Genomic DNA, 14176 nt, shown 5'->3' on the forward strand with positions numbered 1-14176 from the left:
GCCTCACGCCGGCTGCTTGCCGAGCAACATGTCCAGCTCGACATCGACCTGGCCCTTGGCCCTGACGTGGCGGACTTCAAAGCTGTCCGGCTGGAAGCGGTACTCGACGAGGCCGGTTTCCTTGATGCCGATCACTTCCTGCCTCGCATCTGAGATGATGAAGCCGGCCGAGGGCGCCCAGACCTGTCTGACATGCTCGAACGTGTAGTCGCGGCGCTGGTGCACGTGGCCGCTGCCGACAAGGCGCCAATCGACCTTGCCGAACATCTCGATCAGGCGGCGGCGCGCCGGCTGCGGCACGAAACGGATTGCGGTCTCGACGCGTTCGGCATCGTAGGGCACGTCGAGATAGAGCGGCTTGTGCAGGAACAGCGCGACCGGTCTGCCGACGGCCTTGTCGAGCACCGAGGCGAGCCAGTCGAACTGCGCGGCCTCGCTATCGAGGACGGTGTTCATGATCAGCGAATTGAGGCCGATGAAGCACCAGCCGGCGGCGTCGAAATGCCAGCGATCCTCGCCGAGCACCGAGGTGAAGGCGCGGCGCGTTGCTTCGGTCGGCAGTTGCGTCGGGACCGGGCCCACCGCAGTCGGATTGTCGCCGATGTCGTGATTGCCCGGCAGATAGAGGCAATCGACCGGCAGCGCGCTGTGCAGCTCCTTGGCGAACACCAGATCGTCGCGGCTGGTCGGCCCATCGAACGCGACGTCGCCGGAGTTGAGCACGAGATCGGGACGCGTCGCGTCGATGTGCTCGCTGACGCGATGAAAGTTGTCGACGAGCGGCTTGAAGCGACGCGCGAGGTGGGTGTCGGAGATTTGGGTCAGACGAAACTGGGGCATGCATCGATCCTTTCGGCCGAATTATAGCGTCGGCGCGGAGTCGGAACGATGACGATTCCAGTGTGTTCTTCGCTGCTCTGTTTGATGTCTTGTTTGATGTCTTGTTTTATCCGGCGGCGCAGGCCGCTAGATCGCGAGCTGCTTGTCTGAGCGGATAGGCAGGGCAGGCGGACCGACACGACCTCCGAGCAGCCCCGTGCTTGGCGGGTTTGTTCCCGTCACGGCCGGCGATGCGTTGAGCCCGAGATAGGCGAGCGCATCGTGGCCGATGTCGTAGGCCGCATAGCCGAGCAGGCTGAGCACCAGCGCCGTGGCGAGGCTGTGCCTGACGATGTCGCGCGCCGAGCGATAGCCGCTGCGGAAATAGACCGAGAGCAGGATTACGACCAGGAGCGCTGTGGCGACGCCGGCGAGCCCCGACAGCACCATGCCGAGCCCGCCATCGGCCGCGTCGTCGAACCAGCCGATGCCGGGGTCGATCGCCTTCAGCAGGGAGGTGACGAGATCGCCGAAGCTCGCAGCCGCCAGGGCCGCGCCGTCCAGGATCGGGGTGATGATGTCCATCGCGTCAGCCGTGAGAAACTGAAACCGCCATTATTCTCGGGAGTTGGTCACCCGGGCTCGGATGATGGTTCAACGGGTTAGCGCGGACGGTTCATTGTGTTGCGCGGCCGCGACCGCTAAGAGGGCGGCCGGGCGCCCGGCTTGAGGGAGATTCTTGATGTCGGTTCAAATGGTTCTGTTGCCGGTCTTCATCCAGATTGGCCTCACTTTCGCGCTGCTGTTTGGGATGGCGACGCTGCGCACGCGGATCCTGGCGAGCGGCGAGACCAAGATGGCCGATATCGCGTTGCGCCAGCCGAACTGGCCGGAGCGCGCCACTCAGCTCGGCAATTGCTTCGCCAACCAGTTCGAACTGCCGGTGCTGTTCTATGTCCTGATCGCCATTGCGCTGCCGATCCGCCATGCCGATCTGTTCATCGTGCTGATGTCCTGGGTGTTCGTGGTGACGCGGTTCGCCCATGCCGGCGTTTTCGTCACCTCCAACGACGTGCGGCCGCGCTCGCTCGCCTGGTTCGCCGGCGTGCTGGTGCTGGCGGCGATGTGGCTGTATTTCGCGCTCAGGATCCTGCTGCTGATTTGATGCGCCCAACCGAAAGAGATCAATGACCCCCGCTGCCCGGCTCTCCGCCGCGATCGAGCTGATCGCCACCATCGACGCACAGCGCATTCCTGCGGCGAAAGCGCTGAAGGAATGGGGCACCGCGCACCGCTATGCCGGCTCCGGCGATCGCGCCGCGATCTCCGGCCTGATCTGGGACGTGCTGCGCCGGCAATCCTCCGCGGCCTGGCTGATGGACGATGCCAGCGCCCGATCGCGGGTGCTCGGCATGCTCAAGCTCGAGCGCGGCATGGACATCCCGACGATCTCGGCGCTGTGCGACGGAGGCCGCTTCGCGCCCGAACCGCTGACCGCGGCCGAGGAGGCTGCCTTGGCCTCGCGCTCGCTCAAGGATGCGCCGGCGCATGTCGCGGGTGACTATCCGGACTGGCTCGACCCGTATCTCGCAAAAGTGTTCGGCGACGACCGCGCCGCCGAGGCAACGGCAATGGCGAGCCGCGCGCCGCTCGATTTGCGCGTCAACACGCTGCGTGGCAAGCGCGAGAAGATCCTGCCGCGCCTGTCGCATCTCGGCGCCGGGGAAACGCCGTGGTCGCCGCTCGGCCTGCGCATCGAGCTCGGCGCCGACGCGCGCAATCCCGGCATCCATGCCGAGGAGGATTTCATCAAGGGCGCCATCGAGGTTCAGGACGAGGGCTCGCAGCTCGCCGCGCTGTTCTCGGCGGCCAAGCCCGGCGAGCAGGTGATCGATCTCTGCGCCGGCGCCGGCGGCAAGACGCTGGCGCTGGCCGCCATGATGGACGGCAAGGGCCGGCTGATCGCGACCGACAGCGACAAGCGCCAGCTCGTGCCGATCCATGAGCGGCTGTCGCGCGCCGGCGTGCACAATTGCGACGTGCGCACGCCGCGCGGCGAGGAGGAGGTGCTGTCCGACATCAAGGCCTCCGCCGACCTCGTGCTGATCGACGCGCCCTGCACCGGCACCGGCACCTGGCGCCGCAATCCCGACGCCAAATGGCGGATGCGCCCCGGCGCGCTCGAGGTACGGCTGAAGGATCAGGCCGAGGTGCTGGCGCGCGCCGCGCCGCTGGTGAAGAGCGGCGGCCGGATCGCCTACATCACCTGCTCGGTGCTGTCGGAGGAGAACGGCGAGCAAGTCAAGGCGTTCATCGCGCGGCATCCGGAGTTTTCGGTGCAGCCGCCGGAGCAGACCGCATCGGTGCTGTGGGACAAGGCCGAGGCTTTTACCGAGGCCGCGCTGCAATCGCCGGAGGGCCTGCTGATGACGCCGCGCCGCACCGGCACGGACGGGTTCTTCGTCTCGGTGCTGAAGAAGGCGTGAGGCTTTCTCCGCCGTCATTGCGAGGAGCTCGCGACAAAATTGCGAAGCAATTTTGCGCTGTAGCGACGAAGCAATCCATGGCTCCGCACGTGCGGCACGATGGATTGCTTCGCTTCGCTCGCAATGACGAGTTGAGTACCCTACGCTTCGGAACATACGCCCACCGGCACCGGTGTCTTGCTCACCACCATGACCCAGTACAGCAGCGCGATTGCGCTGATCGCGGCGCCCAACGCGCAAACGCCGAGCCAGCCTGCGGCGGCATAGGCCATCGTCGAACAGATCGCGCCGAGCCCGCTGCCGATCGAATAGAACACCATGTAGACGCCGATCAGGCGGCTCGACGCCTCCGGCCGCGCCGCGACGATCAGGCTCTGGTTGGTGACATGGACGGCCTGCACCGCGAAGTCGATCATGACGACGCCTGCGAGCACCAGCCACAGCGAAGCGTGCAGGCAGGCGATCGGCGCCCAGCCGGCGAGCATCAGCAGCAGCGATAATCCGGTGGTGCGCTGGCCCCAGCCGCGATCGGCGAGGCGGCCGGAATTGCGCGCCGCTAGCGCGCCGGCGAGGCCGGCAATGCCGAGCATTCCGATCGCGGTGTGCGACAGCGACAGCGGCGGCGCTGAGAGCGGCAGCACGACCGAACTCCAGAACGCGCTGAAGCTCGCGAAGATCAGCAACGCGAACACGGCGCGCTCGCGCAGCACGGGCTCCTCGACGAACAGTGCGACCGTCGAGCGCAGCAATTTGGCGTAGGATGCGCCGGCCATCGGCCGCGGCGCATAGCGCGGCAGCGCGCGGGCCAAGAGTGCCGCCAGCACCAGCGTCAGCGCGGCCGACGTGAGATAGACCACGCGCCAGCCGGCGAGATCGGCCAGCGCGCCGGCGGCAAAACGTGCCAGCAAAATGCCCGACGCCACGCCGCTGGTGACGGTCCCGATGGTGCGGCCGCGGTCGGCCGGTGCGGCCAGCGTCGCGGCGTAGGCGACCAGCACCTGGATCACGACCGCGAGCAGCCCGACCAGGACCATGCCCGCGAGCAGCATCGCAGCGTTCGGCGCGGTGCCGACGATCGTGAGCGCAATCGCCGACAGCGCGGTCTGGCCGACGATCAGCCTGCGGCGGTCCCAGAGGTCGCCGAGCGGCACGATCAGCACCAGGCCGAAGGCGTAGCCGATCTGTGTGAGCGTCACGATGCCGCCGATCACGGCCGGCGTGATGGCAAGATCCCGCGCCATGGTGTCGAGCAGCGGCTGCGCGAAATAGATGTTGGCGACGCTGAGCCCGCAGGCGACCGCGAACAGCAGCACCACGGCGGGTGACAGCGCGCCTGCCGTCGCGTGGCCCGCCTTGTGATCCTCCTTAGCCGGTCCCACCTCCGCCGGCCGGGCCTTCATCACCGTCTGGTTCGTCATCTTGCCTCCGCTGCAATTCGCAATCTGGTCTTATGATGAGACCAGTTGCGCCGGAAGCTGTCTAGTCCTATTTTAAGACCAGATCGAAATCGTGATCGAAGGGAGGTGGAGCGCGATGCAGCGGACTGGATTCGCAAAGGCGGAATGCCCGGTGGCCCGCGCGCTGGATGCGATCGGCGACTGGTGGTCGCTGTTGATCGTGCGCGACGCGTTCGACGGCCTGCGCCGGTTCGGCGATTTCCAGAAGAATCTCGGCATCGCCAAGGGCATGCTGACGGCGCGGCTGCGCAAGCTGGTCGAAACCGGCGTGCTCGAGCAGGTGGCGGCGTCAGACGGCAGCGCCTACCTCGAATATGTGCTGACGAAGCGGGGACACGACCTGTTCCCGATCGTGGTCTCCTTGCGGCAATGGGGCGAGGCGCATCTCTATGCGCGCGGCGAAGCGCATTCCGTGCTGCTCGACCAGGCCGGGCAGGCGGTCGGCCAACTCGTGCTGCCGTCGAAGAGCGGCAAGCCGCTGGGCTGGGCGGATACGAAGGTGAAAAGAGTTGCGGCGCGGAAGCGGTGAGCCTGTGCCCCACGCACAGGCGTCATCCTGAGGTGCGAGCTCTTGTGAGCCTCGAAGGATGGGATGGAGCCAGGCCGTCGCCCTTCGAGACGCGCTACGCGCTCCTCAGGGTGACGGATGACATCGCTTCAATCCACAATGAACAGCGTCGCGCCGGTCGCGGTCGACGAGCGGTGCGCGGCGTCGCCGAAATCGGAGACCTGGTAGCTCATGCCCGGCTTCAGCGTGAATTTGCGGCCGTCGCGCAGCTCGGTGTCGAGCTCGCCCTCGACCACAAACAGCACGTGGCCGCGATCGCACCAGTGATCGGCGAGATAGCCCGGCGAATATTCAACTATCCGCACTCGCAGCTCGCCGATATCGAGCGTGCGCCACAATGCTTGCCCGGTCTCGCCGGGATGCACCGTGGGTTCGACCTGGCTCCAGTCGGTGACGGTGAAGGGCAGGGTCGGGATTTTCATGGTGCGCGGGTCCTATGCTCGATTTGTGCGTCTGTATCCCCGACCGCCGGCGTCATCCTGAGGTGCGCGTCGAGCGCTGCGCGAGCAGCGCTCGGCGGGCCTCGAAGGATGGGGATGGAGCCGGCCGTCGCCCTTCGAGGCTCGCTCCGCGAGCACCTCCAGCGGCAAAGGCGAGGCCTTTGCGCGGGGGGACGGTTGGACAGCTCGTTCGTATCACCCCACCAGATGGTTCGCCGAGCCCTGCCTGATCTTGCCTTCGACATCGAGCCTCAGATACTCGCAGATCTTCTTGCCGCGTTCGTTCTGGTAGAACACGACGACGCTGTCGGGCGAGACATAGAGGTCGATCAGCTCGAAATGCAGCTCGGGCAGTTTGGCGAGCGCGGCGCTCCAATAGGCCCGCAGCTGCGCCTTGCCGCGCACGGTGCCGGAGGGACCGAAGCCGAACGCCGGGATCCGGTCCGATGTCATTTCGGAATCCTCCGAATACATCGCCAGCACGCGCTCGAGATCGCGCGCGTTCCAGGCGGCGATCCAGTCGTGGCCGAGCGCTGCGAGGCGGGACGGTTCGTGAAAATCCGGCATTGGTTTCCTCCCATCGGTTATGGCCAAACTAGGTCAATAATACTGACCTATATCGATTTGTCCATGCTCAAAGAAGAATGTGGGCGCCCCGCGCTGCGCGGTTGCGGGGGCGGGCGGTGTCGCGTATCTGCTTGCCATGACAGCCCAGCACACAGCCCAAGACACAGCTCATGACGCGTCGGCGCCCACGGTGGCCTCGGCGCATGACAAGATTCTGATTGTCGATTTCGGCAGCCAGGTGACGCAACTGATCGCCCGCCGCGTCCGCGAGATGGGCGTCTATTCCGAGATCGTGCCGTTCCAGAAGGCCGAGGCCGCCTTCAAGGAGATGAAGCCGAAGGCGGTGATCCTCTCCGGCGGGCCTGAGTCCGTGCACGAGACCGGTTCGCCGCGCGCGCCGCAGCTGATCTTCGAATCAGGCGTTCCCGTGCTCGGCATCTGCTACGGCCAGATGACCTTGGCCGCTCAGCTCGGCGGCGAGGTCGAAGGCGGGCATCACCGCGAATTCGGCCGCGCCGATGTCGAAGTGAAGACCGACAGCCAGCTGTTCGACGGCATCTGGGGCCACGGCGAAAAGCATCAGGTGTGGATGAGCCATGGCGACCGCATCACCAAGATGCCTCCCGGTTTCTCGGTGGCCGGCACCTCGCCGAATGCGCCGTTCGCGATCATCCAGGACGAGAAGCGCAAATATTACGGGCTGATGTTCCATCCCGAGGTGGTGCACACGCCCGATGGCGCAAAACTCTTGCGCAACTTCGTCCGCAAGGTCGCAGGCCTGAACGGCGACTGGACCATGCGCGCCTTCCGCGAGGAGGCGATCGAGAAGATCCGCGCCCAGGTCGGCAGTGGCAAGGTGATCTGCGGTCTCTCCGGCGGCGTCGATTCCGCCGTGGCGGCGGTGCTGATCCACGAGGCGATCGGCGACCAGCTCACCTGCGTGTTCGTCGATCACGGCCTGCTGCGGCTCGACGAGGCGAAGACCGTCGTCGACCTGTTCCGCAACCACTACAACATCCCGCTGGTCCATGTGGACGCATCGAAAGAGTTTCTGGGCGAGCTCGAAGGCGTCACCGATCCGGAAGCGAAGCGCAAGACCATCGGGCGTCTGTTCATCGACGTGTTCGAGGCCGAAGCGAAGAAGATTGGCGGCGCCGCATTCCTGGCGCAGGGCACGCTCTATCCTGACGTGATCGAAAGCGTCTCCTTCACCGGCGGACCGTCTGTCACCATCAAGTCGCACCACAATGTCGGCGGCCTTCCGGCACGCATGAACATGAAGCTGGTCGAGCCGCTGCGCGAGCTGTTCAAGGACGAGGTACGCGTGCTCGGCCGCGAGCTCGGCCTGCCCGAAGTGTTCGTCGGCCGCCACCCGTTCCCGGGCCCCGGCCTCGCCATCCGCTGCCCCGGCGACATCACGAAGGAAAAGCTCGACATCCTGCGCAACGCGGATGCCGTCTATATCGACCAGATCCGCAAGCACGGCCTCTATGATGCGATCTGGCAGGCTTTCGCGGTGCTGCTGCCGGTCAAGACCGTCGGCGTGATGGGCGACGGCCGCACCTACGAATACGTCGTCGGCCTGCGCGCCGTCACCTCGACCGACGGCATGACCGCCGACTTCTACCAGTTCGACATGAAGTTCTTGGGCGAGACCGCGACGCGCATCATCAACGAGGTGAAGGGCGTGAACCGGGTGGTGTACGACGTGACGAGCAAGCCGCCGGGGACGATTGAGTGGGAGTGAGGGTGTGGGATACCCTGGAGGAAAATAGCGTAGGAAAAATAGAGGAGTACGGGGTAGCTCATTGATCATTTGCGCTCCATTGTCTCTCCGCGCTGTTGTTCGTCCAAGTCATTGATTTGACGAGAGTCGACATTCGCGGCGGACGGACCAAGCCGGCTCATTTGACGGTTCTTCCGACGGTTTGATCAGAAGTCGCAAGACGCGACGGAGAAAAGACCGTCAGGAATTGTGATCGTTCTGACGGTCTTTTTCTGAGACCGGCTGCTCGAAGCTTGCAGCGTCGCTCTTCGCGGAATCTTTGAGAAAGTACGAACTGTCGTAGCTCGACTACGATTCATGCATCAAATCCAATTTGGGGCGAACGGTGCGAAGCATCGCGAACTACTAGGCATCGGCTGGAGCCAGAACCGCCTCCACCGGCCGGCGCGGCGAAAAGGGAAGCGCGGGTCCGTAGCCAAAGCGCATCACGATGTCTGGCCTGCGTCTCGGCATCCCGACGAGACTCGCGAGCTGCAGACGCAGAGCCGCGACTTCGACGGGCTGGTTGATGAAGGCGTGCTTGAGGCCGAGCGCTGTCGCCTGCAGGGCGAACCGCTGGCAGGCGCGGCCGGCGCGCATCCAGTGTTCCTTGTCGTCGCGTTCCGAGACGAAGATCGCAATCCCCGCGGACGAGTGCAGCTGTCGAGCGTGTTTGTCATTCTCAGTCGCAGCGCGAAACAGCAGATCGAACATGAGGCCGCCAAGCCAAGCCGGTGCGGTCGGATTGCCGCTCGCCGCGCTGAAGAGACCATCACCGGTTTCGAGTGCCTGGCGGGGAGCGAAGCGCAGCCAGTGCTTCAACTCGCGCATGAAGGCGGGATCGGCCATCTGCGCGCTGTTGCCGGCGACGACCAGATCGCGCACGCGCTCGATCTGCTGTCGATCGGTCAGCAGGATCAGATCGACGCCAGGCACGCGAGCAGCGGCGGCCAAGGTCTCCAGGTCGGCGGTGGCAATCGATCGTCCGTCATAGTCCGCACGCGTTGACTGGCGTTTTGGGATCGCCTCGAACAGAACCGACCGTTCCGCCGGTCCAGCGCCAGGCTCAAAGACCGCCGAACCATTGCCAGTCGGATCGAACCGCAGCTCGCCCCGGCGACCCCGCGCGGCGGCGGCGAGCGCGAGATTCTCCGCTGTGCAGCCGAGGCTCGCGAAGAGATGATGGTCATCGGGATCCACAACGGGTGTACGCCGGGCGAAATCCGGAAGGATCGTGATGTGGTCTTCGCCCAGGCGAAAGCGCCAGGGTTGGGTATTGTGACCGTTTGCGGCTAGCGTCGCGAAGCGGACGAAATCCGCGAATTGTGGTCGTTCAGAGAGACCCGCTCGCGTCGCGGCGACCGCCGCAGCGTAGTCCGCCATCGAGCCGGTGCGCGCGAAACTGAACGCCGCCGCACCGACGCCAGCAAGCGCCAACGCACCACCTCCGGTTATGAATTGTCGTCTGTTCATCGCCCAATATGGGCAGCTTCGCTGCGCAATGGCTTTGATGCAGAACAAGGTGCCTGAGTGCGGCGGAGACCGGCGCCGCTGGCCGCCATGGATAAAATGATCGAGTGGGGGAGGGCATCAGGCGCCGTTGTTTGATACGGATCAAGGCACATTGCGCGTCGATCATGCAGCATAAAACCATGTTGTTCATCACTCTCTCGGGCGTCATCGCGCTCGCGATATGGGTCGCTGTTCTGTTTCGGGTAGAGCTTGATCGCGTGCGTCGCGCCGCGCTGGACGGGGCTGTGATCGTCAAAACTGCCGCGGGTCCAATCGAATATGCGGAACGGGGTGAGGGGATCCCGCTCCTTTCGATTCACGGCGCTGGCGGCGGGTTCGACCAGGGCTTGGCCAATGTCGAGGATTTGGTGGACGAGGGCTATCGGGTCATCGCTCCGTCACGGTTCGGTTATCTGCGCACGCCGGCGCCGCCAAGCGCCTCGCCGACAACGCAGGCCGACGCGCATGCGGCGCTGCTCTCGACGCTTCAGGTCCGGCAGGCAGTTGTCGTGGGCATTTCGGCTGGCGCGCAATCGGCTGTGGAATTGGCGATCCGGCATCCCGAGCGCGTCTCTGCGCTGATCTTGATTGTCCCGGGCACGTACTCGCCGACCAGTCCGGTTGCCGTCGATCGCAGCCGCGGCAGCCGGCTCGTCTTCTGGCTCGTCAATGTCGGGGCTGATTTCTTCTGGTGGGCGGCCGAGAAGATCGCGCCTTCGATACTCGTCCGCTTCACCGGCGTTCCACCGGAACTGTTCAGGCGTTCATCGCAGGCGGACCGCGATCGTGTGATGCGCGTCGTGCGCTCGATCGAGCCGCTGTCATTGCGCTTCCGCGGCATCAATCTCGATAGCGCGCCACATCTGCATCCTCTGCCACTGGACAAGATCACGGCGCCGACTTTGATCATTTCCACACGCGACGATCTCTTCAACACCGCGCCCGCGGCGGAGTTCGCGGCGCATTCGATTCCAGGCGCCAAACTCATCATTTATGAGACCGGCGGACACCTGCTAGTGAGGCGGCAGGATGAAACGGCGGCGGCGCTGCGCGACTTCCTCGATGCGGTGAACCCCAACCGGCAAATGGACGGACCTGCGTCAGACCCCGACGTCCAGGTTCGTCATCATATCAAAGACTAACACTGAGATTACGGTGACAGTGCATTTAACTATCGCTCGCCAAAGAAGGCTTGCGAGTTGAATGCACTGTCACCGTAATTCCCAACTCACCACGTCTTGGACAACTCACCACGTCTTGGAGTTGTTCAGCATGGCGGGTTACGCGATTGCTAACCCGCCATAGAGCAATTTGCTGTTTCGTTGTGCGTCTTGATGCCCGCGACGCGATCAATACGGACCCGGCTCGCAGGGGACATTGTCGCCGGTCCAGGGCGCGGTGGCGAACGAACCGACGCGCGGTGCTGGAACGCACGCGCGCCCGTCAACGTAGACGGGCTCGGACTGCGCGGCGGCGTTGGCCTCCGCGACATGGCGGGACACCGCGTGGGTTTCACGCGCCATTACCGGCGACGCGATCATGGCAACCGCGATCAAAGCAGCCGACAGAAGTTTGACGTTCGTCATTGAGTTTCTCCGTTCTTCATGGGGCCAAGGGGGCTGGCCTCGTCAGATAAGTGTGCGCGGCAACGGCGGACTTAAATGCAATCCTCGCTCACGCCGGCTCAACGCTGCGTGAGCGGGCGTGGCCCGCAATCAAGCGCAGCGCTGGGCACTTCCTGTCATCGTGTCACGTGGTGTCCCGCATGTCGCTGTGCTCATGCGGGCTACTCGCTTTTCGGGCCAATCACGCGATCGTGGATCGATCACTGCTCCTTCTTGAACAAATCCTGGAAGATGAGCTGCCCCCAGGTGCGGCCGCGTGCGTGCACTAGCGCGCCGCCCACGTTGAGCTTTCCGAGCTTGACGGGTGCGAACCCGAGTTGCTTGGCCAAGGCCGCCACCGGAGCGATCGCGTCCTCGTCGTCACCAGACAGAAAGATCACCCGGTGGCCGCCCTCGACGATCGGATCGGCGGCCAGCTTGGCCGCGCCCAGATGATTGAAACCTTTCACGAGCTTGGCGCCGGCGAAAGCCTTCGCGACGAAGGCGGAGGACGGGAGACCGTGCAGCTCTTCAGGGACCGGAAACGCGTTCATCGCATCGATGATCGTCTTGCCTGTCCAGCTCGGCAGGGCCTTCGCAACCTCGCGATGCTCCCCGAACGGGACCGCCAGGATGATGGTGTCGGCCTCGAGTGCATCCCGCAGCGACTTGGCGACAACCGTGGGTCCAATCGCCCGAGCCTGCGGCGCCAACGCCTCGGGCGGCCGGCGGCTCGCGACGGTCACCTCGATGTTCTTGCGGGCGAAGGCGTGGGCGAGGGCCTGGCCTATCTTTCCGAATCCTACAATCGCGTAGCTCATGATGCTTCTCCGATCCCTGTTGGTCTTGATTGCCCGCGTTCAAATGGCCGAGAAGCCGCCGTCGACAGACAACTCCACCCCATTCACGAAGCTCGAATCGTCTGAAGCAAGAAACAGCGCGGCCGCCGCGATTTCCTCAGGACGACCCATCTTTCCCCGTGGAATCAGGGATTCGAACATCCGCTTCGCTTCCTCGGTGAGAACCTGGTCCTGCATCGGCGTGGCGATCGGCCCCGGGTGCAGCACGTTCACCCGGATATTCCTGCCTTTCAGTTCGTTGAGCCAACCGCGTGCGAATGCGTGCAACGTCGCCTTGCTCGCCGCATACACGCTGTAACCAGGAAAGCCTTTGATCGAAGCAACCGACCCGGTCATGAAGATCGATCCGCCATCGTTGAACAGCGGCAACGCCTTCTGGACCGTGAACAGCGTGCCGCGCGCATTCAGGTTGAAGGTCGCATCGAAATGCTGCTCGGTAATCTCGCCCAGTGGGACGGCTTCGCCGATGCCGGCGCTCGCGTACAGGACGTCGATCCTGCCCTTTTCCCGCTTGACCGTGTCGAACAGACGGTCGAGGTCGTCGAGATTGGCTGCGTCGCCGCGCACGCCGGTCACGTTCCGGCCAATCAGCTTGACGGCCTCCTCGAGCGCCTCCTGCCTCCGGCCCGTGACGAAAACATAGGCGCCTTCTTCAACGAACCGCCTGGCGCTTGCCAGCGCCATGCCGCTCGATCCACCCGTGATGACCGCAACCTTACCTTCAAGCTTTCCCATGACTTCTCCTTCAAATTCCGTCTTTGGTCGTTCGGGGAGGCTCCCCGAGAACCTCGAGATGGGTCCGCCGGCGTCAGGCGTTGAGTGCGGAAGCGCGCACATCGGTGGTGCGAAATCGATCCGGCTGGACGAGTACGCCAGCCGCGACGATCGGTGTCCGCCGTTCGGAATTGGGCTGCGCTTGTCGGCATGGGCTATGATAACTGCCCGTGCTACCCACATACGGGATGCCGTTTGATGTATTGGACACAGGCTTTGGAAGGCACACCCCGCGGTGCCGGATTGCACCATGATCGACTGGGATGACGTTCGCTACTTTCTGGCCGTCGCGGGCGGAGGCTCGGTGCGAGCTGCCGCCGAGCGCCTCGGTGTGAACCACTCGACCGTGCTGCGACGCATCGCCCAGCTCGAGGAACGGCTCGGGGTGCACATGTTCGAAAAGCTGCCTTCGGGCTACCGCCTCACGGCTGCGGGCGAGGAGGTCCTCGAGTTCGCGGAGCAGATGGAAGCGTCGTCGCACCTGCTGGAGACGCGCGTCTTCGGGCGCGACCAGAGCGTGCGCGGGCTTCTGCGGGTGACGCTGGCACCGCCGCTTGCGACACACCTGCTGATGCCGGACTTCGCCGATTTCGCGCGTCTGCATCCGGACATCGAGATGGAAATCCTGTCGTTCGGCGAGCTGGCCAATCTGACCAACCGAGAGGCCGACGTCGCGATCCGCGTCGTCTACGACCGCAAAACCCTGCCGCTCAATCTTCACGGCCTGAAGGGACCGGAGCTGTTCGGCGGCGTCTACATGTCCCGCGATCGACTAGCCGCGTGGCGCGCGGGCGCGCCTGATCCCATCCGGTGGATCGTCATCAGCATTCATGGCATTCCGGATTGGGCCAGCGAGGGTGAGGTTCGGACGACGGGGGTTCCATTCAGGACCACGGACGCGGGGGCGCAGATCGTTGCTGTACGGCAAGGGCTCGGGATCACGACACTGCCGTGCTTCGTCGGAGATGCCGACCCCCTGCTGGTGAGGGTGCCGGGCACCGACCTGCACATGTACGGAACGCTCTGGCTTCTCACGCAGGGCGAGACACGCAAGACGAAGCGCGTCCGGCTCTTCACGGAGTTCGTATCCCGCAGGCTCGCCGCGTACGCGCCGCTTCTCGCGGGGCTGTCCATATCGCGCGACTGACGCGCGGCAGGTCGCCGATGGCGCTTGCCGCAATCTGGTCGGAAGCCGAGCTGCAATCGTTCCAGGCGCCATCGCGGTCAATTCCCCGTGCTGACGGTAGTCTTCGGCTATGTCGGCGGCTGAAAGCGGAGATTTTCTGGAACGATCAAACTCCTTTTTGAATTCAAAAGCCATGCG

General features: G+C 64.5%; 15 protein-coding genes. 6 read left to right on the forward strand and 9 right to left on the reverse strand.

Annotated elements, in window-relative coordinates; genetic code table 11:
• Positions 1-3: 3 nt before the first annotated feature.
• Together HU230_RS09595 and HU230_RS09600 are read right to left on the reverse strand one after the other, a co-directional pair.
• On the reverse strand, positions 4-840 hold the full coding sequence (locus HU230_RS09595; RefSeq protein ID WP_176531882.1) for a metallophosphoesterase family protein: 837 nt from the start codon (positions 838-840) through the stop codon (positions 4-6).
• A 126-nt stretch (positions 841-966) separates the two neighbouring features.
• Positions 967-1404 carry a hypothetical protein gene (locus HU230_RS09600; RefSeq protein ID WP_176531881.1) on the reverse strand — a complete coding sequence of 146 codons (438 nt, stop codon included), beginning with the start codon at positions 1402-1404 and terminating at the stop codon, positions 967-969.
• A 157-nt stretch (positions 1405-1561) separates the two neighbouring features.
• On the opposite strand from HU230_RS09600, the gene HU230_RS09605 reads away from it, so the two are divergent.
• Together HU230_RS09605 and HU230_RS09610 are read left to right on the forward strand one after the other, a co-directional pair.
• Positions 1562-1984 (forward strand): MAPEG family protein, encoded by a 423-nt coding sequence (locus HU230_RS09605; RefSeq protein WP_176531880.1) that lies wholly within the window; start codon positions 1562-1564, stop codon positions 1982-1984.
• A 22-nt stretch (positions 1985-2006) separates the two neighbouring features.
• Positions 2007-3305: an RsmB/NOP family class I SAM-dependent RNA methyltransferase gene (locus HU230_RS09610; RefSeq protein WP_176531879.1), complete on the forward strand. Its 1299-nt coding sequence runs from the start codon at positions 2007-2009 to the stop codon at positions 3303-3305.
• Positions 3306-3445: 140 nt separating this feature from the next.
• On the opposite strand, the gene HU230_RS09615 is transcribed toward HU230_RS09610, so the two are convergent.
• The gene (locus HU230_RS09615) at positions 3446-4723 is read right to left on the reverse strand and encodes an MFS transporter (RefSeq protein WP_176531878.1); all 1278 of its coding nucleotides are present in this window, start codon (positions 4721-4723) and stop codon (positions 3446-3448) included.
• 115 nt (positions 4724-4838) lie between these two features.
• Between HU230_RS09615 and HU230_RS09620 the strand changes: the two genes are divergently transcribed.
• Positions 4839-5291: a winged helix-turn-helix transcriptional regulator gene (locus HU230_RS09620; protein ID WP_176531877.1), complete on the forward strand. Its 453-nt coding sequence runs from the start codon at positions 4839-4841 to the stop codon at positions 5289-5291.
• Between the two features lie 128 nt (positions 5292-5419).
• Here the strand turns inward: HU230_RS09620 and HU230_RS09625 are convergent, their stop codons facing one another.
• A complete protein-coding gene (locus HU230_RS09625) occupies positions 5420-5752 on the reverse strand; it encodes a DHCW motif cupin fold protein (RefSeq protein ID WP_176531876.1) in 333 nt (110 codons plus the stop codon).
• A 213-nt stretch (positions 5753-5965) separates the two neighbouring features.
• Positions 5966-6337: a nuclear transport factor 2 family protein gene (locus tag HU230_RS09630; protein WP_176531875.1), complete on the reverse strand. Its 372-nt coding sequence runs from the start codon at positions 6335-6337 to the stop codon at positions 5966-5968.
• A 136-nt stretch (positions 6338-6473) separates the two neighbouring features.
• Between HU230_RS09630 and guaA the strand changes: the two genes are divergently transcribed.
• Positions 6474-8084, forward strand: a complete 1611-nt coding sequence (gene guaA, locus HU230_RS09635) for a glutamine-hydrolyzing GMP synthase (RefSeq protein ID WP_210284255.1) — start codon at positions 6474-6476, stop codon at positions 8082-8084.
• Positions 8085-8468: 384 nt separating this feature from the next.
• Here the strand turns inward: guaA and HU230_RS09640 are convergent, their stop codons facing one another.
• On the reverse strand, positions 8469-9575 hold the full coding sequence (locus HU230_RS09640; RefSeq protein ID WP_176535080.1) for an Acg family FMN-binding oxidoreductase: 1107 nt from the start codon (positions 9573-9575) through the stop codon (positions 8469-8471).
• Between the two features lie 164 nt (positions 9576-9739).
• Here HU230_RS09640 and HU230_RS09645 point away from each other — a divergent pair, with 164 nt between their 5' ends.
• On the forward strand, positions 9740-10756 hold the full coding sequence (locus HU230_RS09645; protein WP_176535079.1) for an alpha/beta fold hydrolase: 1017 nt from the start codon (positions 9740-9742) through the stop codon (positions 10754-10756).
• A gap of 207 nt (positions 10757-10963) precedes the next feature.
• Here the strand turns inward: HU230_RS09645 and HU230_RS09650 are convergent, their stop codons facing one another.
• The 3 genes from HU230_RS09650 to HU230_RS09660 all read right to left on the reverse strand — a co-directional run bounded on the left by HU230_RS09650 (position 10964) and on the right by HU230_RS09660 (position 12813).
• A complete protein-coding gene (locus tag HU230_RS09650; protein WP_176531873.1) occupies positions 10964-11200 on the reverse strand; it encodes a hypothetical protein in 237 nt (78 codons plus the stop codon).
• 239 nt (positions 11201-11439) lie between these two features.
• Complete coding sequence (locus tag HU230_RS09655; protein WP_176531872.1) at positions 11440-12039, reverse strand: NADPH-dependent F420 reductase; 600 nt, start codon at positions 12037-12039, stop codon at positions 11440-11442.
• A 39-nt stretch (positions 12040-12078) separates the two neighbouring features.
• Complete coding sequence (locus HU230_RS09660) at positions 12079-12813, reverse strand: SDR family NAD(P)-dependent oxidoreductase (protein ID WP_176531871.1); 735 nt, start codon at positions 12811-12813, stop codon at positions 12079-12081.
• A 289-nt stretch (positions 12814-13102) separates the two neighbouring features.
• On the opposite strand from HU230_RS09660, the gene HU230_RS09665 reads away from it, so the two are divergent.
• Positions 13103-13999 (forward strand): LysR family transcriptional regulator, encoded by an 897-nt coding sequence (locus HU230_RS09665; RefSeq protein ID WP_176531870.1) that lies wholly within the window; start codon positions 13103-13105, stop codon positions 13997-13999.
• The last annotated feature ends 177 nt before the right edge of the window (positions 14000-14176 follow it).

The sequence above is a fragment of the Bradyrhizobium quebecense genome, from assembly GCF_013373795.3.
GTDB lineage: Bacteria > Pseudomonadota > Alphaproteobacteria > Rhizobiales > Xanthobacteraceae > Bradyrhizobium > Bradyrhizobium quebecense.